This is a genomic window from Streptomyces sp. NPDC055400, assembly GCF_053644375.1.
Map to the genome: position 1 here is coordinate 73,208 of NZ_JBSHLM010000014.1, position 26,120 is coordinate 99,327.

Annotated in this window: 21 protein-coding genes and 1 pseudogene; 9 read left to right on the forward strand and 13 right to left on the reverse strand. The window is 70.8% G+C overall.

Annotation, left to right across the window (positions count from 1 at the left end; translation table 11 throughout):
* Positions 1-340 precede the first annotated feature (340 nt).
* Positions 341-847 (reverse strand): DinB family protein, encoded by a 507-nt coding sequence (locus tag ACWIGU_RS31940; protein WP_454405152.1) that lies wholly within the window; start codon positions 845-847, stop codon positions 341-343.
* Between the two features lie 121 nt (positions 848-968).
* Here ACWIGU_RS31940 and ACWIGU_RS31945 point away from each other — a divergent pair, with 121 nt between their 5' ends.
* Positions 969-1,757, forward strand: a complete 789-nt coding sequence (locus tag ACWIGU_RS31945) for a class I SAM-dependent methyltransferase (protein WP_454405153.1) — start codon at positions 969-971, stop codon at positions 1,755-1,757.
* Between the two features lie 349 nt (positions 1,758-2,106).
* Here the strand turns inward: ACWIGU_RS31945 and ACWIGU_RS31950 are convergent, their stop codons facing one another.
* Positions 2,107-2,442 (reverse strand): DUF192 domain-containing protein, encoded by a 336-nt coding sequence (locus ACWIGU_RS31950; RefSeq protein ID WP_454405154.1) that lies wholly within the window; start codon positions 2,440-2,442, stop codon positions 2,107-2,109.
* A 538-nt stretch (positions 2,443-2,980) separates the two neighbouring features.
* Here ACWIGU_RS31950 and ACWIGU_RS31955 point away from each other — a divergent pair.
* A complete protein-coding gene (locus ACWIGU_RS31955; protein ID WP_454405155.1) occupies positions 2,981-3,415 on the forward strand; it encodes a hypothetical protein in 435 nt (144 codons plus the stop codon).
* On the opposite strand, the gene mgrA is transcribed toward ACWIGU_RS31955, so the two are convergent.
* Positions 3,336-4,376: an L-glyceraldehyde 3-phosphate reductase gene (gene mgrA, locus ACWIGU_RS31960; RefSeq protein ID WP_329570722.1), complete on the reverse strand. Its 1,041-nt coding sequence runs from the start codon at positions 4,374-4,376 to the stop codon at positions 3,336-3,338. The two genes, ACWIGU_RS31955 and mgrA, sit on opposite strands and share 80 nt — an antisense overlap.
* A gap of 132 nt (positions 4,377-4,508) precedes the next feature.
* Here mgrA and ACWIGU_RS31965 point away from each other — a divergent pair, with 132 nt between their 5' ends.
* The 4 genes from ACWIGU_RS31965 to ACWIGU_RS31980 all read left to right on the forward strand — a co-directional run bounded on the left by ACWIGU_RS31965 (position 4,509) and on the right by ACWIGU_RS31980 (position 9,626).
* The gene (locus ACWIGU_RS31965; RefSeq protein ID WP_100598187.1) at positions 4,509-5,270 is read left to right on the forward strand and encodes an isoprenyl transferase; all 762 of its coding nucleotides are present in this window, start codon (positions 4,509-4,511) and stop codon (positions 5,268-5,270) included.
* Positions 5,271-5,590: 320 nt separating this feature from the next.
* Positions 5,591-6,910 carry a PhoH family protein gene (locus tag ACWIGU_RS31970; protein ID WP_454405156.1) on the forward strand — a complete coding sequence of 440 codons (1,320 nt, stop codon included), beginning with the start codon at positions 5,591-5,593 and terminating at the stop codon, positions 6,908-6,910.
* A 409-nt stretch (positions 6,911-7,319) separates the two neighbouring features.
* Positions 7,320-8,051 (forward strand): aggregation-promoting factor C-terminal-like domain-containing protein, encoded by a 732-nt coding sequence (locus ACWIGU_RS31975; protein WP_454405157.1) that lies wholly within the window; start codon positions 7,320-7,322, stop codon positions 8,049-8,051.
* A 147-nt stretch (positions 8,052-8,198) separates the two neighbouring features.
* Positions 8,199-9,626 (forward strand): AI-2E family transporter, encoded by a 1,428-nt coding sequence (locus ACWIGU_RS31980; protein WP_454405158.1) that lies wholly within the window; start codon positions 8,199-8,201, stop codon positions 9,624-9,626.
* A 112-nt stretch (positions 9,627-9,738) separates the two neighbouring features.
* Here the strand turns inward: ACWIGU_RS31980 and ACWIGU_RS31985 are convergent, their stop codons facing one another.
* Positions 9,739-10,269: an alkyl hydroperoxide reductase gene (locus ACWIGU_RS31985; RefSeq protein WP_100598183.1), complete on the reverse strand. Its 531-nt coding sequence runs from the start codon at positions 10,267-10,269 to the stop codon at positions 9,739-9,741.
* Positions 10,270-10,275: 6 nt separating this feature from the next.
* On the reverse strand, positions 10,276-10,830 hold the full coding sequence (locus ACWIGU_RS31990; protein ID WP_100598182.1) for a peroxiredoxin: 555 nt from the start codon (positions 10,828-10,830) through the stop codon (positions 10,276-10,278).
* Between the two features lie 161 nt (positions 10,831-10,991).
* Between ACWIGU_RS31990 and ACWIGU_RS31995 the strand changes: the two genes are divergently transcribed.
* Positions 10,992-11,927, forward strand: coding sequence for a LysR substrate-binding domain-containing protein (locus ACWIGU_RS31995; protein WP_454405159.1), 936 nt, complete (start codon positions 10,992-10,994; stop codon positions 11,925-11,927).
* A 40-nt stretch (positions 11,928-11,967) separates the two neighbouring features.
* Here ACWIGU_RS31995 and ACWIGU_RS32000 read toward each other — a convergent pair whose 3' ends face one another.
* From ACWIGU_RS32000 to ACWIGU_RS32015, 4 genes and pseudogenes are all read right to left on the reverse strand, one after another.
* Positions 11,968-14,373, reverse strand: coding sequence for an FtsX-like permease family protein (locus ACWIGU_RS32000; protein ID WP_454405160.1), 2,406 nt, complete (start codon positions 14,371-14,373; stop codon positions 11,968-11,970).
* On the reverse strand, positions 14,370-15,056 hold the full coding sequence (locus ACWIGU_RS32005; protein ID WP_454405161.1) for an ABC transporter ATP-binding protein: 687 nt from the start codon (positions 15,054-15,056) through the stop codon (positions 14,370-14,372). Before ACWIGU_RS32005 ends, ACWIGU_RS32000 begins: the two co-directional genes overlap by 4 nt.
* On the reverse strand, positions 15,053-15,580 hold the full coding sequence (locus ACWIGU_RS32010) for a PadR family transcriptional regulator (RefSeq protein ID WP_454405162.1): 528 nt from the start codon (positions 15,578-15,580) through the stop codon (positions 15,053-15,055). The genes ACWIGU_RS32005 and ACWIGU_RS32010 overlap by 4 nt, the downstream gene beginning before the upstream one ends.
* A 335-nt stretch (positions 15,581-15,915) precedes the next feature.
* Positions 15,916-16,549, reverse strand: a pseudogene (locus ACWIGU_RS32015) (Uma2 family endonuclease).
* Positions 16,550-16,839: 290 nt separating this feature from the next.
* Here ACWIGU_RS32015 and ACWIGU_RS32020 point away from each other — a divergent pair.
* Positions 16,840-19,143 carry a transglycosylase domain-containing protein gene (locus ACWIGU_RS32020; protein WP_454405163.1) on the forward strand — a complete coding sequence of 768 codons (2,304 nt, stop codon included), beginning with the start codon at positions 16,840-16,842 and terminating at the stop codon, positions 19,141-19,143.
* Between the two features lie 61 nt (positions 19,144-19,204).
* Here the strand turns inward: ACWIGU_RS32020 and ACWIGU_RS32025 are convergent, their stop codons facing one another.
* The 4 genes from ACWIGU_RS32025 to ACWIGU_RS32040 form a co-directional block, all read right to left on the reverse strand.
* A complete protein-coding gene (locus ACWIGU_RS32025) occupies positions 19,205-21,361 on the reverse strand; it encodes a SpoIIE family protein phosphatase (RefSeq protein WP_454405164.1) in 2,157 nt (718 codons plus the stop codon).
* A gap of 49 nt (positions 21,362-21,410) precedes the next feature.
* The gene (locus tag ACWIGU_RS32030) at positions 21,411-22,151 is read right to left on the reverse strand and encodes a class I SAM-dependent methyltransferase (RefSeq protein ID WP_454405165.1); all 741 of its coding nucleotides are present in this window, start codon (positions 22,149-22,151) and stop codon (positions 21,411-21,413) included.
* A 93-nt stretch (positions 22,152-22,244) separates the two neighbouring features.
* Positions 22,245-22,937, reverse strand: a complete 693-nt coding sequence (gene fomD / locus ACWIGU_RS32035; RefSeq protein WP_454405166.1) for a cytidylyl-2-hydroxypropylphosphonate hydrolase — start codon at positions 22,935-22,937, stop codon at positions 22,245-22,247.
* A gap of 73 nt (positions 22,938-23,010) precedes the next feature.
* Positions 23,011-24,417, reverse strand: a complete 1,407-nt coding sequence (locus tag ACWIGU_RS32040) for a class II fumarate hydratase (protein WP_454405326.1) — start codon at positions 24,415-24,417, stop codon at positions 23,011-23,013.
* Positions 24,418-24,533: 116 nt separating this feature from the next.
* Here ACWIGU_RS32040 and ACWIGU_RS32045 point away from each other — a divergent pair, with 116 nt between their 5' ends.
* Positions 24,534-26,057, forward strand: a complete 1,524-nt coding sequence (locus ACWIGU_RS32045; RefSeq protein WP_454405167.1) for a ricin-type beta-trefoil lectin domain protein — start codon at positions 24,534-24,536, stop codon at positions 26,055-26,057.
* The last annotated feature ends 63 nt before the right edge of the window (positions 26,058-26,120 follow it).

Genomic DNA, 26,120 nt, shown 5'->3' on the forward strand with positions numbered 1-26,120 from the left:
GGGCCGAGGCCGGGCGGACGGTGGCCTCCCCCGCCCACGTCAGCGGGCCGGCCCGTGAACCGGGCGGGAGTTCGGGCAGAGCCGGGCGACGATGACGCGGCAGCCGCGCGACAACGCAGCGCCCGGTCTCGGTCTGGCCCCGGCGACGATGATGCGGCAGCCGCGCGACAACGCAGCGCCCGGTCTCGGTCAGAGCCCGGCCACGATCACGCCGCCGTCGCCATGAATTCCAGCCCCCGGCACCCCCCGATCAGGCCGCCGTCGCCCGCAATTCCAGCCCCGGCGCCCCCCGATCACGGAGCCGCCGGCCGCCCCGCAATCCGTCGCCGGCACCCGACGATCACGCCCTGGACGTTCCCTGGTGATCGCCCGCCGCCCCGTCGATCAGTTCCCGCAGGATGTCGATGTGGCCCGCGTGCCGGGCCGTCTCCTCCAGCATGTGGATGAGCACCCACCGCATCGACACCTTCCTGCCGTCCCACGACGTACCGGTCTCTTCGAGCCCGACCCCGGCGATCACGGCGTCGGCCGCGGCCCGCGCCCGGCCGTAGAACGCGGTGATGCTCTCCGTGGACTCCTCGGGGCCCACCCGCAGGTCGTCGTCCGTCTCCGGGTCGAACCACAGCGGCTCCACCGGCCGCCCGAACGTCTGGCAGAACCAGCTGTACTCGACCGACGCCAGATGCTTGACCAGGCCGAGGAGGCTGTTCCCCGACGGCGCCATCGGCCGCCGCACCTGCTCCTCGTCGAGGCCCTCCAGCTTCCAGAGCACGACGTCACGATGCCGGTCGAGCGCCGCCAGCAGACTTTCCTTCTCGCCCCCGGTGTAGGGCACGTGGATTCCCATGCCGGGGAACGTAGCAGCGCCCGCCGACAGCACGCCCTCCCGAGGAGCGCCGAATCAACGGGCGGCGCGGCCGGTACAAAAGCACGTGCCGTCGCGGGTACGGCGCTGCCAACATGGCCCCATGAGCACACCCCCCACCCACGCCGGCCGCCCCTTCGACGAGCTCGTCACGGAGGCGGCCGTCGCCCCCGTTGAGGGTTGGGACTTCTCCTGGTTCGAGGGCCGGGCCGCCGAGGAGCGGCCTTCCTGGGGATACGCGCGCGCCATGGGCGAGCGCATGGGCCGGGCCTCGGCCGGGCTCGACCTCCAGACCGGCGGCGGCGAGGTCCTCGCCTCCGCCCCGAAGCTGCCGCCGCTGATCGCCGCCACCGAGGGCTGGCCGCCCAACGTCGCCAAGGCCTCGGCGCTGCTCGCCCCGCGTGGCGTCGTGGTCGTCGCCTCGCCGGAAGGGGCGCCGCTGCCGTTCGCCGGTGGCACGTTCGACCTGGTGACCAGCCGCCACCCCGTGAAGGCCCCGTTCGCCGAGATCGCCCGGGTGCTGACGCCCGGCGGTACGTACTTCGCGCAGCACGTCGGCCCGAGCAGCGTCTTCGAGGTCGTCGAGTTCTTCCTCGGTCCGCAGCCGGAAGAGGTCAGGAACGGCCGTGACCCGGAGGGCGAGCGCGCCGAGGCCGAGGCGGCCGGCCTCGACGTCGTCGACCTGCGGGCGGAGCGTCTGCGCATCGAGTTCTACGACGTCGGGGCCGTCGTCCACTTCCTGCGCAAGGTGATCTGGATGGTCCCGGGCTTCACCGTAGAGGCGTACCGGCCGCAGCTCCTGGAACTGCATGAACGGATCGCGGAGGAAGGGCCGTTCGTCGCCCACAGCACCCGCCACCTCATCGAGGCCCGCAAGCCGATCGCAGGGTGATTCATGGCAATTGGTGTGCAACCGGGCGGAGTTCGGGGTGTCTTTGCGGAGGCCCTCCGTCCAACCGATTCCGCATCGTTATCGACAATGGCTCGCTACACGTGTCACCGTCACGTAGGTTCAGACCAAGGCGATTCGCGTGAGCAAAGCTGCGCGGCGGCACCGTGCAGTGGAGGGGGCTGCGCGGTGCCGCGAGCCTCCCCCTCATCTACGGTCACTGGACCTCCCGCGATCACCAGACCATCCCGCGAGACGCGAGACGCGAGACGCGAGACGCGAGACGCGAGACGCGAGACGCGAGACGCGAGACGCGAGACGCGAGACGCGAGACGCGAGACGCGAGACGCCGTCACCGCCCCAGCACCGTCACCCGCACCCCCCGCCGCACCCCCCAGCGGGCCATCGCCCCCGCCTCCGACTCCAGGACGCGCCGGGCGCGCAACCGGGGGAGTCCGATCCGGCCCGGCCGCATCGTCCGCACGGCGAGCACCGTGCCACGCCGGTCCAAATACGCCACATCTATGACGAAGCGCATCCCCAGGGTGTGCACGCTCGACGACGGCGTCAGCAGGAGCGCGCCGTTCACCCCGTCCCGGCCGAGCAGCCCGCGTCGCCGAGCCCGCCCCGACTCCGCGATTTCCAGCGGCAGTTCGGCCTCGATTCCCGGCACGGTGAAGGTCGCCATGGGTGCGCAGCCAACCTCCGGGCCGCTCGGACGTCAAGCCCGCGTTCATCGCGCGACTAACCCGTGAGGGGGACGCCCCGCACGGGCCGTAAGCCGGGAAAACCGTTGCGAAACCCCGCGCGAAGCGGCCGGAAACATACCTCCAGCCGTCGCCGCGCGACTTCGGAGAGTAGTTGTGGCACGCCGATGCACCCACCATCACTTACGAAGGGTTATGGTGGAAACCCCCCCCTCGGGCCGGTCCGTCTCCCCCCCACGGACCGGCCCGTTTTTTGTCTCCGGCCGGGCCGCGCGGGTGCGCCCCCGGGTCGTGGCGCCGGGATGGGAGTCCGCGGCATGCCGAACGACCATCCGCACCAGGCGCCGCCCAGCGCCCCCGGCCCGTACGGCAGCCCAGGTCAGCGCGGCGCTCCCCTCCCCTATATCCCCGGCCCCTGCAACGCGCCCGGGCCGTACGGGGAGAACCCGCAGTCGCGCCCCCGCGCCGCCCCTGAGCATGCCGTCCTCGCTCCGCGCCGCCCGGACGAGCGCGTAAGTGATGGTCGGCCTCGCCCTCCTCGCCTCCGTGGCCGTCGGGGTCACGGAGGGGGCGCGGGGCGCCGGCGCCGCGTTCGGCGGGAACGTCTTCGGCGTCGCGCTGCTGGCCCTCGCCTGCTTCTACGGGAAGGCGGGCCGCGGGCTGCGCGTCACGTCGATCGTCATCGCGGGCGTGCAGATCCTGCTCGGCCTGAGCGCAACGCTGCGCGGCAACATCGGCGGCCCCATCGCGCTGGTCGGAGCGGTCGTCGTGGTCGTCCTGCTCAGCCAGGCGAGCGCGGGCGCGTGGTTCCGCGGGCCGCGTACCCCCGGCGCACAGCGCGAGGGCCGCGGCCCGCGGAACGGAACGGGAGGAGTCAGCTCCGCCCGGCCCAGATGTTCGTGCCCGGGGTCGACACCGCGAACGAGTCGATTTCGGACAGCTCTTCTTCGGTGAGCTTCGGGCCCGCGAGAGCCGCCACGTTCTCCTCCAACTGGCGGACGCTGGAAGCGCCGATCAGGGCCGACGTCATCCGCTCGTCCCGCAGCACCCAGTTGAGCGCGAGCTGCGCGAGGGACTGGCCGCGGCGCTGGGCGATGTCGTTCAGCCCGTTCAGCCGGCGGATCACCTCGGAGTCGCCCGCGAGGCCCGGGTCGAGGGACTTGCCCTGTGTGGCGCGCGACCCCTCCGGGATGCCCTTCAGGTACTTGTCCGTGAGCAGGCCCTGCGCGAGCGGCACGAAGGAGATGCAGCCCATGCCGGCCGTCTCCAGCGTGTCCAGCAGGCCGTCGTCCTCGGTCCAGCGGTTGATCATCGAGTACGAGGGCTGGTGGATGAGCGCCGGGACGCCCATCTCCTTCAGCAGGCGCGCCGCCTCGGCGGTCTGCTCGCTGTTGTACGAGGAGACACCCACGTACAGCGCCTTGCCCTGCTGCACGGCGGACGCGAGCGCGCCCATCGTCTCCTCGAGCGGGGTGTCCGGGTCGAAGCGGTGCGAGTAGAAGATGTCGACGTAGTCGAGGCCCATCCGGGACAGGGACGCGTCGAGGGACGACAGCAGGTACTTGCGGCTGCCCCACTCCCCGTACGGGCCCGGATGCATGAGATAGCCCGCCTTGGTCGAAATGACCAGCTCGTCCCGGTACGGGGCGAAGTCCTGGGCGAACATCTTGCCGAAGTTCAGCTCGGCGGAGCCGGCGGGCGGCCCGTAGTTGTTCGCCAGGTCGAAGTGGGTGACACCGATGTCAAAAGCGCGGCGGAGGATCTCCCGCTGCGAGTCCAGGGTGCGGTCGTCACCGAAGTTGTGCCACAGGCCGAGCGAGATCGCGGGCAGCTTGAGCCCGCTGCGGCCGGTGCGCCGGTACTCCATCGAGTCGTAGCGGTCCGCGGCGGCGCGGTACGAAGACATGTCGTTCATGGGTACGAAGCTACGTCAGAGCACCGACAGCCCACAGCACCGGAGCGCAGACACCCCACAGTGAGGACGGCGCCCAGCAGCGGTAGGCTTCGCCCTCGGGGACTGCCGTCTGCACGGAGGGGCTGAAAGACAGTGAACCTGCGCGACCTGGTGTACGGACTTTACGCACGCCGGGTGGAAGGCCGCCTCGACCACGATCAGGTGCCCAAACACATCGGGGTCATCCTCGACGGGAACAGGCGCTGGGCCAAGGCCTCCGGTGGCACTGCGGCGCAGGGCCACCAGGCCGGTGCGTACAAGATCGAGGAGTTCCTCGGCTGGTGTGCCGAGACGGACGTCGAGGTCGTCACCCTCTGGATGCTGTCGACGGACAACTTCGACCGTCCCGAGGAGGAGCTGAGGCCGCTCCTCGGCATCATCGAGGAGACCGTCCGCAGCCTCGCCGTCGACGGCCGCTGGCGCGTCCACCACGTCGGCACCCTCGACCTTCTCCCCGCCCGCACCCAGACCGTCCTCAAGGAGGCCGAGCAGGCCACCGCCGACAACGCGGGGATACTCGTGAACGTCGCGGTCGGCTACGGCGGCCGCCAGGAGATCGCCGACGCGGTGCGCTCCCTGCTGCTCGACCACGCGGACAAGGGCACCAGCCTCGAGGAGATCGCCGAGAGCGTCGACATCGACCAGATCTCGAAGCACCTCTACACCAGCGGGCAGCCCGACCCGGACCTCGTCATCCGCACGAGCGGCGAGCAGCGCCTGTCCGGATTCATGCTCTGGCAGTCGGCCCACTCCGAGTACTACTTCTGTGAAGTCTTCTGGCCCGCCTTCCGCAAGGTGGACTTCCTGCGCGCCCTGCGCGACTACGCCGCCCGCCACCGGCGTTACGGCGGCTGACCCCGGGGACGTACGTCACCAGGAGTTAACGCGCGCGCCGTCATATGCCGTGGCATGGCCGCGCGTGTTCGAGGGAATAAGCCTTCCAGGTCGATGTCCGATTCACGGACGTCGAGTCTCAGCGGACGGCACGGGGCTGTCCGCCCGGGAGGCCCTTTGCGCCACGACGACCCTGCGGGGAGCACATGCTCCGCTGGAGAGGCTGGGGGCCGGTCCACGGCCCACGCATCGCGGCCGTCGACCGGCGGGTACGACCCGCCCCGCCCGGCCCTGGATCCCTCTGTCGCTCCCCGACCTCATCCGAGGGGGTACGTCCTTCCGTGGTGACCAGCAACAAGCGCCAGCCCGACCGGCGCACTTATGTTCTCGACACCAGCGTCCTGCTGGCCGACCCGAACGCCCTGACCAGGTTCGACGAGCACGAAGTGGTGCTCCCGATCGTCGTGGTCACGGAACTGGAGGCCAAGCGGCACCATCCGGAGCTCGGATACTTCGCCCGGCAGGCCCTGCGCCTGCTCGACGACTTCCGTATCCGGCACGGACGCCTGGACGCCCCGATCCCCATCGGCGATCTGGGCGGGACCCTGCGCGTCGAGCTCAACCACTCGGATCCGGGCGTTCTCCCGGCGGGGTACCGCCTGGGGGACAACGACTCCCGCATCCTCGCCGTCGCCCGCAACCTCCAGGCCGAGGGGTACGACGTCACCGTCGTCTCCAAGGACCTGCCGCTGCGCATCAAGGCGTCGTCGGTGGGCCTGCTCGCCGAGGAGTACCGCGCCGAGCTCGCCATCACGGACTCGGGCTGGACCGGAATGTCCGAACTGCGGCTCTCCGGTGAACAGGTGGACCTCCTCTTCGAGGAGGAGAGCCTGTACGTTCCGGAGGCGGCGGAGCTGCCCGTCCACACCGGCCTCACCATCCAGTCCGAGCGCGGCAAGGCGCTCGGCAGGATCACGGCCGAGGGCAACGTCCGTCTGGTGCGCGGCGACCGCGAGGCGTTCGGCATCAAGGGACGCAGCGCCGAGCAGCGCATCGCGCTCGATCTGCTCCTCGACCCGGACGTCGGGATCCTGTCGATGGGAGGCCGGGCCGGCACCGGCAAGTCGGCGCTCGCGCTGTGCGCGGGCCTCGAAGCGGTGCTCGAACGGCGCCAGCACCAGAAGGTGATGGTCTTCCGCCCGCTGTACGCGGTGGGCGGCCAGGAGCTCGGCTATCTGCCCGGCACCGAGGCCGAGAAGATGGGCCCGTGGGCGCAGGCGGTCTTCGACACGCTCGGGTCGGTCGCCGGCAAGGCCGTCATCGAGGAGGTCACCGCGCGCGGCATGCTGGAGGTCCTGCCGCTCACCCACATCCGCGGCCGTTCCCTGCACGACGCGTTCGTGATCGTGGACGAGGCCCAATCCCTCGAACGGAACGTCCTTTTGACCGTTCTGTCGAGGATCGGGGCGAATTCACGGGTTGTGCTCACGCACGACGTGGCACAGCGCGACAACCTCCGGGTCGGCCGGTACGACGGAGTGGTCGCCGTCGTCGAAAAGCTGAAGGGGCACCCGCTGTTCGCGCACGTCACGCTCACGCGGTCGGAGCGCTCGCAGATCGCGGCCCTGGTCACCGAGATGCTGGAGGACGGCCCCCTGTGAGGAGAGAGGGAGCGAAGCGCCCCATCTTGTAGGGGTTACGCGGTAGTTGGCGCCGCCCGGCGAAGCGCAGGAGCTTAGCCGGGCGGCGTTGTGCCGTGCGCTTGTTTCCGTGAAACCGCTGGGGCAAACGAGGTGTGAGCTTTCCCACTTGGATGAGAATTGCCTTGAGGCAACCGCGTCCGGCAGAGTCTCAGTCCTGTCAGGCCCCGCATACGACACTTGTGCATCCACAGCATTACGAGCACCACGGACACCAGAACTTCACAGAGGCCGTCGTATGCCGCCCGTGCACCACGCGGCTCTCCCTTAGCGGGAGTTGCCCATCGGGCCCGTGTCTCCCGTGACCCCGCAGTTGGGAGGCCAGCGCCAGGGGCACGATTGCGTCCGCGAGGGTCACCTACAGCGGGCGATGCTGGAAGGAAACCGTGTGAGCCGGATTTCGGTCCGGGGATTCGCAGTGGCTTCGGCCACCGCGGTCACCACAGTCGGCGCAGTCGTGGGTGTTGCCTCGGGCAGCACCGCTCAGCCCTCCAACAACGAGGCTGAGGCCACGGCGAGCGACGCGACCCTCCTCGCCGACATACCCGCGGGCCAGCAGGCCCAGGTGCAGACCGCCACACTGACGCAGCAGGCGGAGACGCAGGCCATCGCCGCGGACAACGCCGCTCAGAAGTCGGCGGAGGAAGCAGCCCGTAAGAAGGCCGCCGAGGACGCCGTTGCCAAGCAGCAGGCCGCCGCCGACGCCAAGGCCAAGGCGGAGAAGGAAGCCAAGGAGCGCGAGGAGGCCAAGAAGGCCGCCAGTCGCTCGGCCACCCGCGACGCCTCCAGCTTCGCCGCGCAGGCCTCTTACTCGACGTCGCAGATTCAGGCGATGGCGCGTCAGATGGTCCCCGCCGGGCAGTTCCAGTGCTTCAGCAACATCGTGGACCACGAGTCCAGCTGGAACTACCGCGCGACCAACGCCTCCTCCGGCGCCTACGGTCTCTTCCAGGCGCTGCCCGCGTCCAAGTACTCCACCGCGGGCGCCGACTGGCAGACCAACCCGGCCACCCAGATCAAGTGGGGCCTCAACTACATGGACAGCCGCTACGGCAGCCCGTGCGAGGCCTGGAGCTTCTGGCAGGCCAACCACTGGTACTAGAAGCCGGTACAGCTTCATGACGGGCCCCTGGCCCGTCAACCTTCCTGAGCCCCTCGCCGTCCTACGGTGAGGGGCTTCGGGCATGTACGGTCGGAGCCGACGACTCCCGGGGGAGTGGTGAGAGAGCACGGGGGAAGAGGGCGGATCATGTCGCGAGTTCCAGGATGGCTCGGCCGGCTCGGCAGTGAACTCAGCCGGATGGGGGAGCGGTTGGACGAGCGCCGCGCCGAGGCCGAGCGCGACGACCGCGGGGACGACTACGTTCCGGATGCCGCCACCGGGTCCGCCCCTCGACCCGCCCCTCGTCCCACCCGTGATGCCGCTCAGACACCCGTGCACGCGGCCGCCGAAGCGACCCAAGTGCCCGTCACCCGGCCGGAGAACGGCGGCGGCGACCACGTACCCCCGCCGCCCGCGTACGCCCCCGCGATAGCGGCCAGGCCCGACCCCGTCGCGGCCGTGCCGTGGGGGATGCGCGTCGCGGCCGAGGCCGGCTGGCGGCTGCTCGTCCTGGCGGGCGCCCTCTGGGTCCTGATGAGGGTCATCAGCGCGGTGCAGCTGGTGGTGTACGCGTTCGTCGCCGCGATGCTCATCACCGCGCTCCTCCAGCCGACCGTGGCCCGCCTGAGGAGGCACGGCGTGCCGCGGGGCCTGGCCACCGCACTCACCGCGATCCTCGGCTTCGTCATCATGGGACTTGTCGGCTGGTTCGTCGTCTGGCAGGTCCAGGAGAACATCGACAACCTCTCGGGCCAGATCCAGGACGGCATCGACGAGCTGCGCAACTGGCTCCTCAACAGTCCGTTCCATGTGACCGAGAGCCAGATCAACGACATCGCCAAGTCCCTGCGGGACGCGGTCGGCGCCAACACCGACCAGATCACGTCCGCGGGCCTCGAAGGCGTGACCGTCATCGTCGAGGCCCTCACCGGCATCCTGCTCACCATGTTCTCGACGCTTTTCCTGCTCTACGACGGCCGGCGCATCTGGGAGTGGACCACCAGGCTCGTCCCGGCGCAGGCCCGTCCGGGCATCGCCGGTGCGGGGCCGCGGGCCTGGCGCACGCTCACCGCGTATGTGCGCGGCACGGTGATAGTCGCGCTCATCGACGCGATCTTCATCGGGCTCGGCATCTTCTTCCTCGGGGTCCCGATGGCGGTGCCGCTCGCCGTCTTCATCTTCCTGTTCGCGTTCATCCCGCTGGTGGGCGCGGTGATTTCGGGAGCACTCGCGGTGGTGGTGGCCCTGGTGACCCAGGGCGTCTTCACGGCCGTCATGACGCTCGCGGTGGTACTGGCCGTGCAGCAGATCGAGGGCCACATCCTCCAGCCCTTCATCCTGGGCCGGGCCGTGCGGGTGCATCCGCTCGCGGTGGTGCTCTCCGTCGCGGCCGGGGGCCTGGTGAACGGGATCGGCGGGGCCGTGGTGGCGGTGCCGCTCGTGGCCGTGACGAACACCGTCGTCGGCTATCTGCGCTCGTACTCGCGTGAGGCGGCGCTGCGGCAGTCGCCTCCGCCGCACGGGGCGACCGCCGTCGACGTGGCACCGGTCGATCCGACGGCCGGGAAGGCCTAGGGCCATTCGTCCGGACACACGAGAACGCCGGACGCACGAGAACGCCGGGCGGGCTGAATTTCCTTCAGCCCGCCCGGCGTTCGCGTATGCGCCTACCGAGGTGATCCGTCCGTCAGGACAGGACGTCCTCGGAGTCCAGCGTGACGCCCACGGCCTGGATGACCGCGGCGATCTTGAACGCTTCCTGGATCGTCTCGCGGTCGACGCCCGCCTTGCGGAGCACCTGCTCGTGCGAGTCGAGGCACTGGCCGCAGCCGTTGATCGCGGAGACCGCGAGGGACCACAGCTCGAAGTCGACCTTCTCGACGCCCGGGTTGCCGATGACGTTCATCCGCAGGCCGGCGCGCAGCGTCCCGTACTCCGGGTCGGAGAGCAGGTGGCGCGTGCGGTAGAAGACGTTGTTCATCGCCATGACGGCGGCGGCCGACTTGGCGGCGGTGTACGCCTCCGGCGACAGGTTCGCCTTCGCCTCGGGCTCCAGCTCGCGCAGGACGCGCGGGGAGCGGGACGCGATCGCGCAGGCGAGCACGGTGCCCCACAGCTGCTGCTGCGGCAGGTCCGAGTTGCCGATGACCGAGCCGAGGTTCAGGCGCAGGTCCTTGGCGTAGTCCGGGACGGCGGACTTCAGTTCGTCGAGAGCCATGTCAGATCACTCGCCCGACAGGAGCGCGACCGGGTCGAGGGTGTTCTCGCCCTTGGTCCAGTTGCACGGGCACAGCTCGTCGGTCTGCAGGGCGTCGAGGACCCGCAGGACCTCCTTGGGGTTACGGCCCACGGAACCGGCGGTCACCATCGTGAACTGGATCTCGTTGTTCTGGTCGACGATGAAGACGGCGCGCTGCGCGAAGCCGTCCTCGCCCTCGATGCCGAGGTCGCGCATGAGCTCGTGCTTCGAGTCGGCGAGCATCGGGAAGGGGAGGTCGGTCAGGTCCGGGTGGTCCTTGCGCCAGGCGTGGTGCACGAACTCGGAGTCGCCGGAGAAGCCGAGGATCTGGGCGTCACGGTCGGCGAACTCGTCGTTCAGCTTGCCGAACGCGGCGATCTCGGTCGGGCACACGAAGGTGAAGTCCTTGGGCCACGCGAAGACGATCTTCCACTTGCCCTCGTAGGTCTTGTGGTCGATCTGCTCGAACTCCTTGCCCTTCTCCAGGGAGACACAGGCAGTCAGGTCGAACTGGGGGAACTTGTCACCGACAGTGAGCACGCACTACTCCTTGCAGCATGGAGGGGCCCCTTTTGAGGGCTTTCCAAGGGGGGTTGGACTGGGCCCGATCGTGGCACAGGGTGCATTGATTATGGAAATAGCTAGACTCGGTTGTGTTGATCGGACCCGGCTATCAGTAGCCGTAGGTAAGGGGAGTGACCGTGGCCAGCACCAAGCGGCGACAGCCGAGCCTCGCGCAGCTGCGGGCCTTCGCCGCCGTCGCCGAGCATCTGCACTTCCGGGACGCCGCGGCCGCGATCGGCATGAGCCAGCCCGCGCTCTCCGGCGCCGTGTCCGCCCTGGAGGAGTCCCTCGGCGTGACGCTGCTCGAACGCACGACCCGCAAGGTGCTGCTCTCGCCCGAGGGCGAGCGGCTCGCGGTGCGCGCGAAGGCCGTGCTCGACGAGGTGGGCGCGCTGATGGAGGAGGCCGAGGCGGTACGGGCGCCGTTCACGGGAGCGCTCCGCCTCGGCGCCATCCCCACCGTCGCGCCCTACCTCCTGCCGGCCGTCCTGCGCCTCGTCCACGAGAAGTACCCGGACCTGGACCTCCAGGTCCACGAGGAGCAGACGTCGTCCCTGCTCGAAGGGCTCGCGGCGGGGCGGCTCGATCTGCTGCTCCTCGCCGTGCCGCTCGGGATGCCCGGCGTCACCGAACTGCCCCTGTTCGACGAGGACTTCGTGCTCGTCACGCCGCTCGACCACTGGCTCGGGGGCCGCGAGGGCATCCCGCGCGAGGCGCTGCGCGAGCTGCGGCTGCTGCTGCTCGACGAGGGGCACTGCCTGCGGGACCAGGCGCTCGACATCTGCCGCGAGGCCGGCCGCGCGGACGCCCCGGTGACCACGACGGCGGCCGGCCTGTCCACGCTGGTCCAGCTGGTCGCGGGCGGGCTCGGCGTGACGCTGCTGCCGCGCACCGCGCTCGCCGTGGAGGCCAGCCGCAGCAGCCAGTTGCTCACCGGGTTCTTCGAGGACCCGGCGCCGACCCGCCGCATCGCCCTCGCCATGCGGACGGGCGCCGCGCGCGGCGCGGAGTACGAGGAGCTGGCCGCGGCCCTGCGCGAGGCGGTGCGGCCGCTGCCGGTACGGGTGCTGTGACCCCAGCTCTTGGGGGCAAGTCCCGTACCGGCAGGGTGTGTCACTCGGTGCGCAGGCCGTCCGGCCGCATCATGCGCCACAGTGGCGGCAGGCTCAGCAGTGTCACCACCGCGACGAGTCCGGCGCCGCCCGCTGTCAGGGGTGCGAACGCCCACCAGTCGGTCACCTGCTTGTCGATCATGCGGGTCATGACGTAGCCCAGGCCGAGCCCGCCCCCGATCGCCAGGCCGAGGCCGAGGGCGACCGGGATCGCCGTCTGCCACAGGACCGACCAGGCCATCGACCGGCGTCGCGTGCCGAACGCGGTCAGGGCCGCCAGCAGCCGCTTGCGCTCCCGCAGTTGCTCCACCGTGGAGACCAGCATGGACGCCGCGATCAGGGCCATCGTCGCGGCGGCGCCGATCTGCAGTCCCCGCGCGATGCTCGCGTACTGCTGGTCGCGGTTGACCGCCTTGATCGACATCACGTCGAGCATCGGATCGATATGGGCTGCGGTGTTGCGCACGTACTCCTCGGCGTCCGGCGCCTCCGGGTCGATCTGCACCATGGCGGTGGTCGTGGCCTCGGTCAGTTTCGCGATGTCGATCGCGCCGGGGGTGGCGAGGATGCCGTCGACCTCGTCGCCGGTCGGACTGGGCCGCGCCCGGACCGTGCGGGCGTCCGCGGGCAGCGTCCACAGGACCTGGCTCGACTTCCCGCCGTCGCCGGGTCCTACGTCGACGGGCCTGCCGGGGCGCGCCGACTCGTCGACCCAGTCGTTCATCTTCCGGTCGCCGGTGTGCGAGACGAACGTGTCGCCGTCGCGGCAGTCGCCGACGCGGGCCAGTTCGCGCAGGGTCGCGCAGGTGCCGATGCTGATCATCGTCGTGGGCGGGATCCCGCCCTCCGGGACCGGGCCGGGGCGCGTGGCGTAGGTCGACACGGTGCCGATGACGCTCTTGACGCCCTTCGTGTCACGGAAGTCGTCGATCATCCGCTGCGCGAGCCTGCCGTCGCCGGCCAGGGAGTTCACGGTCAGCTGGGCGCGGTGCGGGTCCTGGCCCGTCGCGCGGTTGAAGTCGTCGTGCATCGACGCGAACATCATCTGCAGGGCGACCGCGCCGGCCACCGCGATGGTGATGCCGCTGACCGCGCGGGCCGCGGTGCCGCTGCTCAACTGGAGCCGCCGTGTGGCCAGTTGCCACGGCACCGGGCCGCCGCGCAGCCGGGCCACGACCGATTCGAGCAGCCAGGGAAGCAGCGTGCTCAGCCCGACCAGGGCCAGGGTCGCGCCGGTCGCGATGGCATACGCGTTGATGTCCTGGTCGGCACTGCTGACCCGGCCGACGGCCAGGAGGATCCCGATGCCCGCGACGGGCAGGAGCAGCCGCCACCACAGGCGACGCCTGCGCGGCACGCCCCCGCGCACGACACCGAGCGGCTCGATGGCCACCGAGCGCAGCGAGAAGACGGTGACGAGGACCGCAGAGAGCGGCACGGCCAGGACGATCAGCGCGGCGAGCACCGGCACCGGCTGCAGGTCGGACGGGAACGCGCTGACCCTGTCGAGGTCGACCACGCCGATCAGCTGCCGTAGGGCGAGGAAGAACACGGCGCCGACGGCCAGGCCGAGCAGGGCCCCGAACAGCGACTCGCCCGCCGCGATCCGCCGCACCGCCCTGGCGTCCGCGCCGACCAGGCGCAGCGCGGCCAGGCGCCGGTCGCGCCGGTCGCCGCCGAACCGCACCGCCGTACCGATGAAGACGGCCACGGGCGTGAGCAGCACGACGCAGATCAGGACGACGAGGACCATCAGGATTGCGTTCAGCGGCTCCGACAGGTCGGTGCCGAACTTCGCCGCGCGGTAGCCGCCGTCGCGGGGCGTGAGGGTGTCGGATCCCGCGTAGTAGAAGAGCTCCTGCGGGGAGACCAGGCCGGCGTCGGCGATCGTTCCGATGACGCGGTAGTCGCGGAAGCGCTCCTTGAGGAGCCTCGCGCCGGGGTCGTCGAGGAGGTCGCGCAGCGCGGGCGAGACCACCATCTCGTGGTCGCCGGGCAGCTTGCCGAGGCCGGGCGGCAGGACGGGCCGGCCGCCTTCGGCCCGTACGAACCTGCCTTCCAGCGAGCGGTCGCGGAACGTCGTGAACGTGTCCCGCATCAGCACGGTCGTGTCCGACCGCTTGATCTTGCCCGCGAGGGCCATCCGGTCCGCGGCCTCACGCGCCGAGGAGCGGTCGCTGCGGTGGTCGGTCAGGTACGGCACGGACGCGGCGCCGAGCAGCAGCGCGACGCCGAGGCCCACGCCGACAGCGGTGAGGATCGTGCGGATCCAGCCCTCGCGCCCGCCGGCGGCCGCGAAGCGTATGCCCATGCCCAGGTCGCGGATCCAGGCGGGCACGCCGGTGGGGGCGGAGCCCGACGCGGTGGCGGCAGGCGCGGGCTGCGGCTTCGTGCGCGTCGCGCTCATGCGATGCGCTCCATGTCGCGGGACCTGCCGTCACGGACGATGATCTCGCGGTCCGAGTAGGCGGCGACGCGGGCTTCGTGGGTGACGAGGACGACGGCGGCGTTGGCGGACCGGGCGGCCTCGGTGAGCAGTTCCATGACGCGCTCGCCGTTGAGGGAGTCGAGGGCGCCGGTGGGTTCGTCGGCGAACAGGACGCGGGGGCTCGTGGCCAGGGCGCGGGCGACGGCGACGCGCTGGCCCTGGCCGCCGGAGACCTCGCCGGGGCGCTTGCCGGTGAGGTCGTCGACCTCCAGGCGCTCCATCCACGTACGGGCGGTGGCCTCGGCGGCCTTGCGCCTGGCGCCGCCCAGGCGCAGGGGCAGGGCGACGTTCTCCAGGCAGGTGAGTTCGGGGACGAGCTGGCCGAACTGGAAGACGAAGCCGAAGTCGCTGCGGCGCAGGGCGCTGCGTGCGGCGTCGGACATGCCGGCGAGGTTCTGTCCCGCGTAGGTGATGGTGCCTTCGTCGGGCGTGACGATGCCGGCGAGGCAGTGCAGGAGAGTCGACTTGCCGGAGCCCGAGGGGCCCATGACGGCGACGACCTCGCCGGGGTGGACGGAGAACTCGGCGCCGTCGAGCGCCTTGGTGGCGCCGTAGGTCTTGTGGAGACCGTCGGCGGCCAGGAGGGAACCGGCAGGGGTCATGGCTTGCGCACCTCCGCGGCGAGCTTGTCCAGGCGCGCGGCGGTGAGTTCGAGCCACCGCAGGTCCGCTTCGAGGTGGAAGAGGGCATGGTCGCAGATCAGCTGGTCGGCGAGGTCGCCCTTGCGCTTGCGGTCGGTGAGGATGCGCATCATGCGCAGGTGCTCGGCGCGCTGGGCGTCCAGGACCGTGACGGCGTCGCGCTCGGTGAGCAGCGCCAGGACGATCTTGGTGTAGAGGACGGACTGGAGGTAGGGCTCGGGCGCCTCGGGGGTGGCGAGCCAGCGCTGGACATCGGTGATGCCGGCGTCGGTGATGGCGTAGCGCTTGCGCTCCGGGCCGCCGCCGGCCTCGATCCCGTCGACCTCGACCAGACCGTTCTTCAGGAGCCGGGACATGGTCGAGTAGACCTGTCCGTAGTGCAGCGGCTTGTCGTGCCCGAAGGTGGCGTCGAAGGTGCGCTTGAGGTCGTAGCCGTGTCGTGGCCCGGACTCGAGAAGTCCCAGAAGGGTGTGACCGATGGACATGGCCGTCACTATACATAGTGGGTATACGTGGCGTGTATAGCGCGACGCGGGCGGGATTCCCGGAAGTCTTCGGGAGGTCTTCGGGAGGAGTTCGGGAGGAGTCCGGGAGGAGTTCGGGGGACGCGAAAAAACGGTCCGGGGCGCGTGCCCCGGACCGTTCACTCCGCCTCGTCGCCCTGTGATCCCTTGGTCGGCCGCCCCCGCCGCGGCAGCGGTCCAGTACCTGTTTGCGCTGCGGCCGCGACCGGCGTGCGGGCCCCTCGGGGGGACCCTCGCGCTCCTCTTCCGAGGGGCTCACCGGTAGAGCGTTCCTGTGTTCAGGACCGGCTGGGCCCTCAGCGCTGTGGTGTGACCGTGGTGGCCGCCGAGAGGACTTCGGTCACGTCGAGCGTGACCTCGCGCCGAGGGATTCCGGGAGCGTGACCTGCCGGCCGGGAGCGTGGAGGCGGTGGCTGCCGTATCCGTTCTCGATGGGCTCGGTCAGGACGTGCAGGCGGTTGTGCTTGCGGTCGACGATCACGTAGACCGGGACCTTCGCGTTGCCGTAGGCGGCGACCTTGGTCCGGAGGTCGTTGCGGTAGTTGCCGGAGGTCACCTCAAGAACGAGGCGGAAGGGCGCCGGGTCGTAACAATTGTGTTCGACCAGGTGATCCTCTGCGTCCGCATCGATCACGCAGAGGTCCGGTACGGCGAAGTCCTCGGGGCCGTCCGGGAGCCACAGGCCGACGCCTTCCAGGACCTCGGTCTCGCCGCCGTCCAAGCCGGCCGCGACGAACGGGCGCCTGAGGCGGGACAGAGCTCTCGCGTGGGCGAGGTCAGGGAGTGGGTCACCGTGAGCACGCCTCCGAGGATCTCGACCCGATAGCCAGGGAGCTGATCCGTGAGCTTGTCGGCCTGCTCGAGCAGTGTCAGCGGACGAGGGGCCGACTGGGGCTCGGGGCAGGTGTGCTCGACAGGCGCTGCGGACATCTCGCGCCTCCCCATGGACTGGTGCCGAGGTCATCATCGTAGGACGCCCGAACCCGTACTGTCTGGTGCGATCCGGTTCACACGATCGAGAATCACGCAACCATCCGAGCCCGTCGCTCGTCGGTTCCCATGGGGTAGGTGCTGATTGTCACGTCCGGAAATGCCCGGATCGGCAGCCTTTTGCCCTTAGGTGCGGTGTTAGCTTCATGAGCTGATTCAGCACCGATGAGTGTGAAGTGCGCCGTGGGCGCGCGGACGTGTCAGCGACTAGAAGCGGAGTACCGGGAGCCATGGGTCGAGCGGACGAGAGACGAGCACGGCAGCGCGGCGGCGCGCGCCGGGCGGCGCGCGGGGGCTCGTCCACCCGGCGGACGGGTATACGCCGCTTCTTCACCTGGAAGAAGATCCTCGGCACGTTCCTCGGCCTGTGCCTGCTCGGCATGGGCGCGTTCATCGTGCTGTACCTGGTGATCGACATACCCGAGGGCAACGCCCTCGCGAAGAAGCAGAGCAACGTCTACAAGTACAGCGACGGCTCGGTCATGGCCCGCACCGGCGCCGTCAACCGCGAGATCGTGGACCTCTCCGAGGTGCCCACTGGCGTGCAGCACACCTTCGTCGCCGCCGAGAACAAGTCGTTCTACGCCGACAAGGGCGTCGACCTGCGCGGCACCGCCCGCGGCCTGATCAACACGGTCACCGGCAAGGGCAAGCAGGGCGGCTCGACCATCACCCAGCAGTACGTGAAGAACTACTACCTGACGCAGGACCAGACGGTCAGCCGCAAGCTGAAGGAAATCGTCATCTCGCTGAAGGTGGACCGCGAGAAGTCCAAGGACTACATCCTCGCCGGGTACATCAACACCAGCTACTACGGCCGCGGCGCCTCGGGCATCCAGGCCGCCGCCCAGGCCTACTACGGCGTCGACGCGAGCGAGCTGACCGTGGCGCAGGGCGCGTACCTCGCCGCGCTGCTCCAGGCCCCCAGCCAGTACGACTGGGCCGTCGCCTCCGACACCGGCAAGAAGCTGGTGAAGCAGCGCTGGAACTACGTGCTCGACAACATGGTCGAGAAGCACTGGCTCTCTGCGGGCGAGCGAGCCGGCCTGAAGTTCCCCGTGCCCGACAAGCCCAAGGCCGCGCCCGGCCTCGAAGGCCAGACCGGCTATCTCGTGAAGGCCGCCGACGCCTCCCTGGAGAAGCAGCTCGTCGCCCAGGGCGTCTCGGACAAGGACGCCGAGAAACTGGTCAACGACGGCGGCTGGACCATCACGCTCAACATCGACAAGAAGAAGCAGGACCAGCTGGAGAAGGCCGTCAAGGCCAAGCTCACCAGCAAGCTGAACCCCAAGTCCCGCAAGACCGACGCCAATGTGCAGGCGGGCGCCGTCTCCGTCGATCCCAAGACGGGCCGCGTCCTCGCGATGTACGGCGGCGAGGGGCTCACCAAGCACTGGACGAACAACGCGATGCGGCGTGACTACCAGCCCGCCTCGACGTTCAAGCCGATCATCTTCGCCTCGGCCCTGGAGAACCAGGCCCAGACGCAGACCGGCAAGCCGATCACCGCGAACACGATCTACGACGGCACGAGCAAGCGCCCCGTCGTCGACGGCGGCAGCAAGGTCGGCTTCGCCCCGCCGAACGAGGACGGCGTCGACTACGGTCCCTCCACCGTCCAGAAGGCCATGAACAAGTCCATCAACTCCGTCTTCGCGCAGATGGGCGTGGATGTCGGGATGGACGAGGTCATGAAGACGGCCGGCGAGCTCGGCATGGACGTCAAGGACCAGCAGGCCGTTCCCGCGCAGACCCTGGGCTCCATGGGCGCGAGCCCGCTGGAGATGGCGGGCGTCTACGCGACCCTCGACAACCACGGCAAGAAGGTCACCCCGGCGATCCTCAAGAGCGCCGAGCACAAGGACCGCACGGTCGAGCTGCCCGACCCGATCGGCACCCAGGTCATCAGCCGCGGCGCCGCCGACTCCGTCACCTCGGTGCTCACCGGCGTGGTCGATGACGGTACGGGCTTCGCCGTGCGCAACTCCCGCCAGGACGTCGCGGGCAAGACCGGTACGTCCGACGAGGACAAGTCGGCCTGGTTCACGGGCTACACGCCGAAGCTCGTCACCTCGGTCGGTCTCTTCGGCGAGGCGGCGCCGGGCGCCAAGGACTCCGACGGCAAGCCGATCAAGCAAGGTACGCAGCTGACGCTGAAGGGCGCCGGAGGCGGCGGCCGTGTCAACGGCGGCGGCTTCCCGGCCGAGATCTGGGCGGCGTACACGTTCAACGCGATGGGCGCGCCGAGCGAGTTCGACCTCGACACGGACATGGGCGCCGCCGTCGAGGTGCCGTCCACTCCCGAGGACACCCCGAGTGCCCCCGAGTCCACCCCGGAGAACACGCCGAGCGCCCCGGAGTCCACCCCGGAGGACACCCCGAGCCCCCCGGAGTCGAGCCCGGAGACCACCCCGCCGACCGACGAGCCGTCAGGCGGCGTCACGCCCCCGACGGACTCCTCGTCGCCGACCTTCGGAATCCCGGAGAACCCGGCCGGTTCGGGCAGTAACAAGCCACGCGGGCAGACCGGCTGACAGTGACGCACGCGAGGGGGCCCGCAACCGTACGGTCGCGGGCCCCCTCGCCTGTCCAGGTTCAGGAAGTGCCGTTCCCGTGCGGCAGCTCGAACCACACGACCTTCCCGGTGCTCAGCCGCGTCGCGCCCCAGCGCCGCGCCAGCCTGTTGACCAGATACAGGCCGCGCCCGCCCTCGTCGGTGGCGCGGGCCTGCCGCAGCCGCGGCAGCTGCGGCACGTCGTCGCCGACCTCGCAGCGCAGCACGTCGGTCCGCAGCAGACGCAGCGTGACGGGCCGGGACGCGTAGCGCACGGCGTTCGTCACGACCTCGCTGACGAGGAGCTCCACCGAGTCGGTCAGCTCCTCCAGACCCCACCGGGCGAGCGCGCTGCGCGCCAGGCGGCGGGCCCGGCCCGGCGCCGCGTCCTCTGGCTCGAGCAGCCAGTACGCGACGTCGCTCGGCGCGATCCCGTCGAAGCGGGCCGCGAGCAGCGCGATGTCGTCGTCCCGGTCGCCCGGGCCGAGCATGTCGAGGACCTCGTCGCACAGCGCCTCGAGGGGCGGCGGATGGTCGGGGCCGGTCAGCTGGGCCGTCGCGGCGAGCCGCTCGCGCAGCTGCTCTATCCCGGTCCACACGTCCCGCAGCCGCGACTCGACCAGACCGTCCGTGTAGAGGAGGAGCGTCGCGCCCGCCGGGGCGTCCAGCTCGACCGCCTCGAAGTCGACCCCGCCGACGCCGATCGGCGCGCCCGGCGGGACGCGCAGCACCTCGGCGCGGCCGCCCAGATGCAGCAGGACCGGCGGCGGGTGGCCCGCGTTGGCGATGGTGATGCGGTGCGAGACCGGGTCGTAGACGGCGTACAGGCACGTCGCCATGCGGTCGCTGCCGAGGCGCTGGGCCTGCTCGTCCAGGTGATGCAGGACCTCCTGCGGCGGCAGGTCGAGGCCGGCGAGGGTCTGCGCGGTCGTGCGCAGCTGGCCCATGATCGCGGCGGACGTCATGGAGTGGCCCATGACGTCGCCCACGACGAGGGCGACGCGGCTGCCCGGCAGCGGGATCGCGTCGTACCAGTCGCCGCCCACGCGCGCGGTCTCCGCGGCCGGCAGATACCGGGACGCGAGGCGTACGCCCGTGGGCCGCGGCAGCGTCTCGGGCAGCATCGTGCGCTGGAGCTCGTCGGCGATGTACGCCTCGCGGCCGTACAGGACGGCCTTGTCGATGCCGAGCGCGCTGTGCGTGGCGAGCTGCCCCGCGACCAGCAGGTCGTCGTTCTCGAACGCGTGGCGCTCGGGGCGGCGCAGGAAGACGGCCGCGCCGATGACCCGGCGGCGCCCGCGCAGCGGCGCGAGGATCGCCCGCTGCCCGGTGGGCAGGGCGAGGTCCGGGTCGTCGCCGAGCAGCTCCGGCAGCGCGGCCAGCGCGGCGGGCGAGTCCGCGAACACGGGCCGTACGCCCCGCAGTACCTCGGCGAGCGCGCCGCCGGTCCGCACCTCGCACAGCTCGGCGGTGACGGGGTCGCCCTGGGCGGCGCCGGCCGCCATCGTCAGGAGTCCGCCGCCGTCGGTGTCCGGATCCTCGGCGCCCTCCTCGATGAGGCGCAGCCGGTCCGTCCTGCGCAGCCGCAGCACCACAGGCCCGGTGGGCCGCTCGTCGCCCACCGGCAGCGGGTCCCGCAGATAGACCAGGATCACGTCGGAGAACGTGGGTACGGACGCGCGGCACAGGCCCATGACGATCTCGTCGAGGTCTATCCCGCGGGCGATCCGCCGGGTCGCGGCGCCCACGAAGCGCAGCCGGTCACCGTCGCGCCGCATCGGGAAGGGTGTCCCCGGCGGGCGCGGCTGTCCGCTCCGGCGGTCGGGCACGGGCCTCGGCCGGTGGGGATCGTCCGGTCCGGCGTCCGACAGGGCGTGTTCGGGCGCGCTGTCGGCGTCCCCGGAAGCTGAACCGGGCTTGCGCCGCCCGGGCACGCCACCGCCACCGCTCTCACGACGCGGCGGCTCGACGGGCGCTGCTCCGGAGCGCTCGGCCGCGGCGTCGCGCGGTGCGGAGGCGCCCGGCGCGGGCGCCCGGCGCGCGGGATCGGCGTCGTCGGCGGACGCGGTCGGTCCGGGGCGCCCCTGTTGTGCGGGGAGCGCGTCGGAGGCGCGCCTCAGGGCCCCGCGGGGGTCCGCGGGGGCGGCGGGGCGGGCGGCCGGCCGGCGGCCCTCGTGGGAGGTCGGGTGCTCCGTCACGCGTTTCGAATCCGTCCGTCCTGGGCTGCGCGCCTAACGACGTGCCGCTTCACTTCCCGGCACGCCGGCAGTTGAAGAACAGCTGGTGTTCGGGTGGTACTTCGGTGCTCGCCGGAGCGTACGCGTACGTGTGCTCGCCGGTGATCTCCAGTCCCGCGTCGCGTACGGCCTGGCGCAGCTCGTCCCGCAGAAATCCCGATACCCGGATTGTGTGTCCCAGGAACGGAATTTCCGCGTCGTCCAGATCGGCCTCGACCATCGACAGGGCGAGCAGCCCGCCCGGCCGGAGCATCGAGCGCAGCAGCCGCAGGGCCGCAGGGATCTCGGTGCGCGGCAGCATCAGCAGCGTGAAGAAGCAGGTGACAGCGTCGAACTCGCCCAACTCGCCCGGCTCTTCGCCCTGTTCGGGTCTCAATGAGGCGAGGTCCAGCTGATGGAACTCGGCCTCGGGGACGTTCTTGCGGGCGAGTTCCAGCATGCCGGCCGACAGGTCCACGCCGACCACGAGGTGCCCCGCGTCGGCCAGTTGGCGGCTCGTCGGAACTCCCGTGCCGCAGCCGACCTCGAGCACGCGCGAGCCCGGTGCGAGGCCCGCGAGCAGCGCGTCCACCGCGGCCAACTGGCCTTCCTTGTGCGGGAAGGCGTCGTCGTAGCGGGCGCCGATCGCGTCGAAGGCCTCGGCCTGGCCCGTACGGTCCGGCGCCGGGGTCCGGCGGCCGCTCCCGTACGTCTCGTAACCCTCGCTGCCGTGACTCACGGTCCCGCCGCCCCTCGATGACCTCGTTGACATCGTGTCAGACCTGCTGCAAGCGCGAAGAGTTGTACCTGTGTGCACTTGCGGAGGACGATCCTACGTTTGAACCACGGGGGCGCATCAAGGGTCTCATGAGGACACATGCGCGGGCGTACGGTTCCAGTCACCCGGAAGCGCGGGAACCGGCCACGCGGGATCGGGCCGCCAGTGCTGCCAGCCGTCGGGGAACGGGTGCCCCCAGCCCTCGATCACCTCGACCGCGGCGCGCCCCGCTCTCCGTACGGATGCGGCCTGCGCCGCGCTCATCAGGCCCGCGATCTGCGCCTGCGCGAACTCGTCCTCGTCGTGCCAGCGCCAGGTGCGGTCCGCGTAGACCGACAGGTCGAGGAAGTGATCCTCGGAGTCCACGCCGCCGGCCCACCGCACCCGCGGCTGCTCCAGGTTCACGTACCAGTTCCTGAACCGCCAGCCCGGCTCCCAGAACAGCCACACCGACCAGGGCTCGCCGGGCCGCGCCAGCTTCAGGACGCCGGTGCCGAACCACCGGTCGCGCAGGACGGTGCGCGGCTTCGTGTACCGGGTGGCCAGGGGCTCCTCGTGCACCGGTGTGCCGTCGGCCAGGACCGGTCTCACGCACTCGGTGCCGGGTGCCAGCCACACGGCGAGCAGCTCGGCGCTGTCCTCGACGACCGTGACGGGGCGGCAGATGTGGAAGCCGTCCCCGCCGTTCGTCCGGTACCGCCACAGAATCCGGCTGCCGGGCGCCCAGCGCCCGACGCTGCCGTCGGTCTCACCTGCCAGAATGCTCGTCCGGTCCGTCATGGACAGATATTAGGTGCCCCCGGCACGTGACGCCGCGGTACGCGTCACGAATTCGGTCAGTCGCCAAACGCTGTTACGGGCGCGTCATCCGCAGGACATCCAGCGCCTCGTCGAGCTGCTCGACCGTGAGGTCGCCGCGCTCCACGTAGCCGCCCTCCAGGACGACCTCGCGGATCGTCCTCCGCTCGGCCAGTGACTTCTTGGCCACCTTCGCGGCCTCCTCGTAGCCGATGTACTTGTTCAGCGGGGTCACCACGGACGGTGACGACTCGGCGTACTCGCGGGCGCGCTCGCGGTGCGCGGTGATGCCGTCCACGGTCCGGTCGGCGAGCAGACGCGCGACGTTGGCGAGCAGCCTGACCGACTCCAGGACGTTCTTGGCGATGACCGGCAGCATGACGTTGAGCTCGAAGTTCCCCGCGGCGCCCGCGGCGGCGACCGTCGCGTCGTTCCCCGTGACCTGAGCGGCGACCATGAGCACCGCCTCGGGAATGACCGGATTCACCTTGCCCGGCATGATCGACGAGCCCGGCTGCAGGTCCGGCAGGCTGATCTCGGCCAGTCCGGTGCGGGGTCCCGACGCCATCCAGCGCAGATCGTTGGCGATCTTCGTCAGGCCGACGGCGATGGTCCGCAGCTGCCCGCTCGTCTCCACGACGCCGTCGCGCGCGCCCTGCGCCTCGAAGTGGTTGCGCGCCTCCGTCAGCGGCAAACCCGTGGTCCGCGCCACCTCCGCGATGACGGCGGCCGAGAACCCGGGCGGCGTGTTGATCCCCGTGCCCACCGCCGTTCCCCCGAGCGGCAGTTCGGCCAGGCGCGGCAGCGAGGCCTGAAGGCGTTCGACGCCGTACGCGACCTGCGCCGCGTACCCGCCGAACTCCTGCCCGAGGGTCACCGGCGTCGCGTCCATGAGGTGCGTGCGCCCCGACTTCACGACGTCGGCGAACTCCTCCGCCTTGCGCTCCAGGGCCGCCCGCAGATGGCCGAGCGCCGGGATCAGGTCATGGGTGACGGCGGCGGTGGCCGCGATGTGGATCGACGACGGGAAGACGTCGTTCGAGGACTGGGACGCGTTCACATGGTCGTTCGGGTGGACGTCGCGGCCGAGGCGCTCCGTCGCGAGGGTCGCGAGGACCTCGTTGGTGTTCATGTTGGACGACGTGCCGGAGCCGGTCTGGAAGACGTCCACGGGGAACTGGTCGTCCCAGCGCCCGTCGGCGACCTCGCCGGCCGACTCCGCGATCGCCTGCGCGATGTCCTTGTCCACGACGCCGAGCTCGGCGTTCACATGGGCCGCGGCCGCCTTGATGCGGGCGAGCGCCTCGATGTGGGCGCGCTCGAGGCGCTGGCCCGAGATGGGGAAGTTCTCCACGGCCCGTTGCGTCTGGGCCCGCCATTTGGCGTCCGCGGGGACCCGTACCTCGCCCATGGAGTCGTGCTCGATCCGGTACCGGCCGCTGTCGCCGCCGCCGTCATTCATCGCCGTCGTCATCGTCATCCCTCCGTAAAACGTGAGCACTTGTCTTGTTCTGGCTATTCCCAAGTCTCTTACTCGCCAGTAAATACCTCGGGTAACACCCAAACCGGGGAGGCGTCATGAACGTCCTGCACCGCACCAGACCCAGCATCAGATGCGCCGTCGCCGTTGTCGCGGCGACGGCCGCCGCACTCGTCGGCCTGACCGCGCCGACCGCGTCCGCGGCACCCGCCACCGCGGCCACCAGCCCGCTCCCGCCGGACCTGGAGAAGATCCGCGCGGCCGAGGCCACCAAGCTCTACGGGGACCCGGCCGAACGGCCCCTCGCCGACCGCAGGACCGCCCTGATCTCGCTCGGGGACAGCGAGATCTCGGGGGAGGGCGTCGGCACGTACGAGGCCGGCACGAACGGCCCGGACAACTGGTGCCACCGCTCGCCCGACTCCGCCATCCACCGCACCGGGATCCCGGCCGACGTGACGTACAACGTCTCCTGCTCGGGCGCGTACACCGGCAACATCCGCATCGGCGGCACCAAGCAGTACGCCGACGAGCTGGTGCAGAGCGACTCTCTTGCCGTCAAGGCGCGCAATACGAAGATCAAGATGATCGTGCTCGTCGCGGGCGCCAACGACGACCTCCAGTTCGGTCCCGTCATGACCGACTGCGTGACCCGTTACCTCACGCTCCAGGGCGCGTGCGAGCCCAAGTACGCGCCGGGCTGGCAGGCCAGGGTCGACGGGCTCGTGCCCAAGGTCGAGGCGACCGTCGCCGACCTGAAGACCGTGATGCGCGGCGCGGGCTACGCCGACAGCGACTACAAGCTCGTCGTCATGGGCTACCCCAGCCCCATCGGCCCCGACATCCACGACAACCCCAACTTCCCCGGCAAGCTCCCCGGCGGCTGCCTCGGCTACGACTCCGACGCTGCCTGGGGCCGCAACGCCGCCGTGCCCGCCTTCGAACGCGGCATGCGCAAGGCCGCCCTGGAGTCCGGCGCCGTCTACCTCGACAACTCCCGCCTCTTCCACGGCCACGAGGTCTGCATGGAGGACACCTGGGCCCGCGGCCTCTACGTGGACGTCTCCAACCCGTTCCCGCCCGACTCCAACTCCGTGCGACAGTCCTTCCACCCGAACGTGCGCGGCCACGGCGCCTTCGCCTCCTGCCTCACCCAGCTCTACAACTCCGGTTACCAGGAGGCAGGTTGTGCCGATCCGGCCGGCACCGGCACCCCCAAGCTCTACAAGGGCGGCTGGGACGACGCGTACCGGCCACTGAAGAACGCGGCCACCGGCACGTGCGCCGACGCCAAGGGGGGAAGCAGCGCGAACGGCACGGCCGTCATCGGCTGGGACTGCTCGGGAACCCGTAACCAGGGCTGGTGGTACGACACGGCCGGCCGGTCCCTGCACTCCGAACTCACCCAGGACCGCTGCGTGGACGTCCCCGGCAGCGCCTACACGGCGGGCACGGCCCTCGTCCTGTGGAACTGCCACGGCGGCACCAACCAGCAGTTCGTCCGCCAGGGCGACACCCTGCGCCCGGCCGCCTCGACGGGCCTGTGCCTGACCCTCGCCTCGGCGAAGGACAACGTACGGCTCCAGAACTGCGACGGCTCGGCGGGCCAGCGGTTCGCCTGACCTTCCGGCAGACAGCACAAGGGCCGCCCCTCGCCGTGAGGTCGGCGGGGCGGCCCTTGTGTC

Bases quoted from the DNA above. Each gene is read 5' to 3' on its own strand.
- ACWIGU_RS31940 (WP_454405152.1), bottom strand. From the start codon at position 847: ATGGGAATCCACGTGCCCTACACCGGGGGCGAGAAGGAAAGTCTGCTG.
- ACWIGU_RS31975 (WP_454405157.1), top strand. From the start codon at position 7,320: ATGCTGGAAGGAAACCGTGTGAGCCGGATTTCGGTCCGGGGATTCGCA.
- mgrA (WP_329570722.1), bottom strand. From the start codon at position 4,376: ATGAACGACATGTCTTCGTACCGCGCCGCCGCGGACCGCTACGACTCG.
- ACWIGU_RS32030 (WP_454405165.1), bottom strand. From the start codon at position 22,151: ATGTCAACGAGGTCATCGAGGGGCGGCGGGACCGTGAGTCACGGCAGC.
- ACWIGU_RS32005 (WP_454405161.1), bottom strand. From the start codon at position 15,056: ATGACCCCTGCCGGTTCCCTCCTGGCCGCCGACGGTCTCCACAAGACC.
- ACWIGU_RS31950 (WP_454405154.1), bottom strand. From the start codon at position 2,442: ATGGCGACCTTCACCGTGCCGGGAATCGAGGCCGAACTGCCGCTGGAA.
- ACWIGU_RS32040 (WP_454405326.1), bottom strand. From the start codon at position 24,417: ATGAATGACGGCGGCGGCGACAGCGGCCGGTACCGGATCGAGCACGAC.
- ACWIGU_RS32020 (WP_454405163.1), top strand. From the start codon at position 16,840: ATGGGTCGAGCGGACGAGAGACGAGCACGGCAGCGCGGCGGCGCGCGC.
- ACWIGU_RS32045 (WP_454405167.1), top strand. From the start codon at position 24,534: ATGAACGTCCTGCACCGCACCAGACCCAGCATCAGATGCGCCGTCGCC.
- ACWIGU_RS31945 (WP_454405153.1), top strand. From the start codon at position 969: ATGAGCACACCCCCCACCCACGCCGGCCGCCCCTTCGACGAGCTCGTC.
- ACWIGU_RS31980 (WP_454405158.1), top strand. From the start codon at position 8,199: ATGTCGCGAGTTCCAGGATGGCTCGGCCGGCTCGGCAGTGAACTCAGC.
- ACWIGU_RS32000 (WP_454405160.1), bottom strand. From the start codon at position 14,373: ATGAGCGCGACGCGCACGAAGCCGCAGCCCGCGCCTGCCGCCACCGCG.
- ACWIGU_RS31985 (WP_100598183.1), bottom strand. From the start codon at position 10,269: ATGGCTCTCGACGAACTGAAGTCCGCCGTCCCGGACTACGCCAAGGAC.
- ACWIGU_RS32010 (WP_454405162.1), bottom strand. From the start codon at position 15,580: ATGTCCATCGGTCACACCCTTCTGGGACTTCTCGAGTCCGGGCCACGA.
- ACWIGU_RS31955 (WP_454405155.1), top strand. From the start codon at position 2,981: ATGGTCGGCCTCGCCCTCCTCGCCTCCGTGGCCGTCGGGGTCACGGAG.
- fomD (WP_454405166.1), bottom strand. From the start codon at position 22,937: ATGACGGACCGGACGAGCATTCTGGCAGGTGAGACCGACGGCAGCGTC.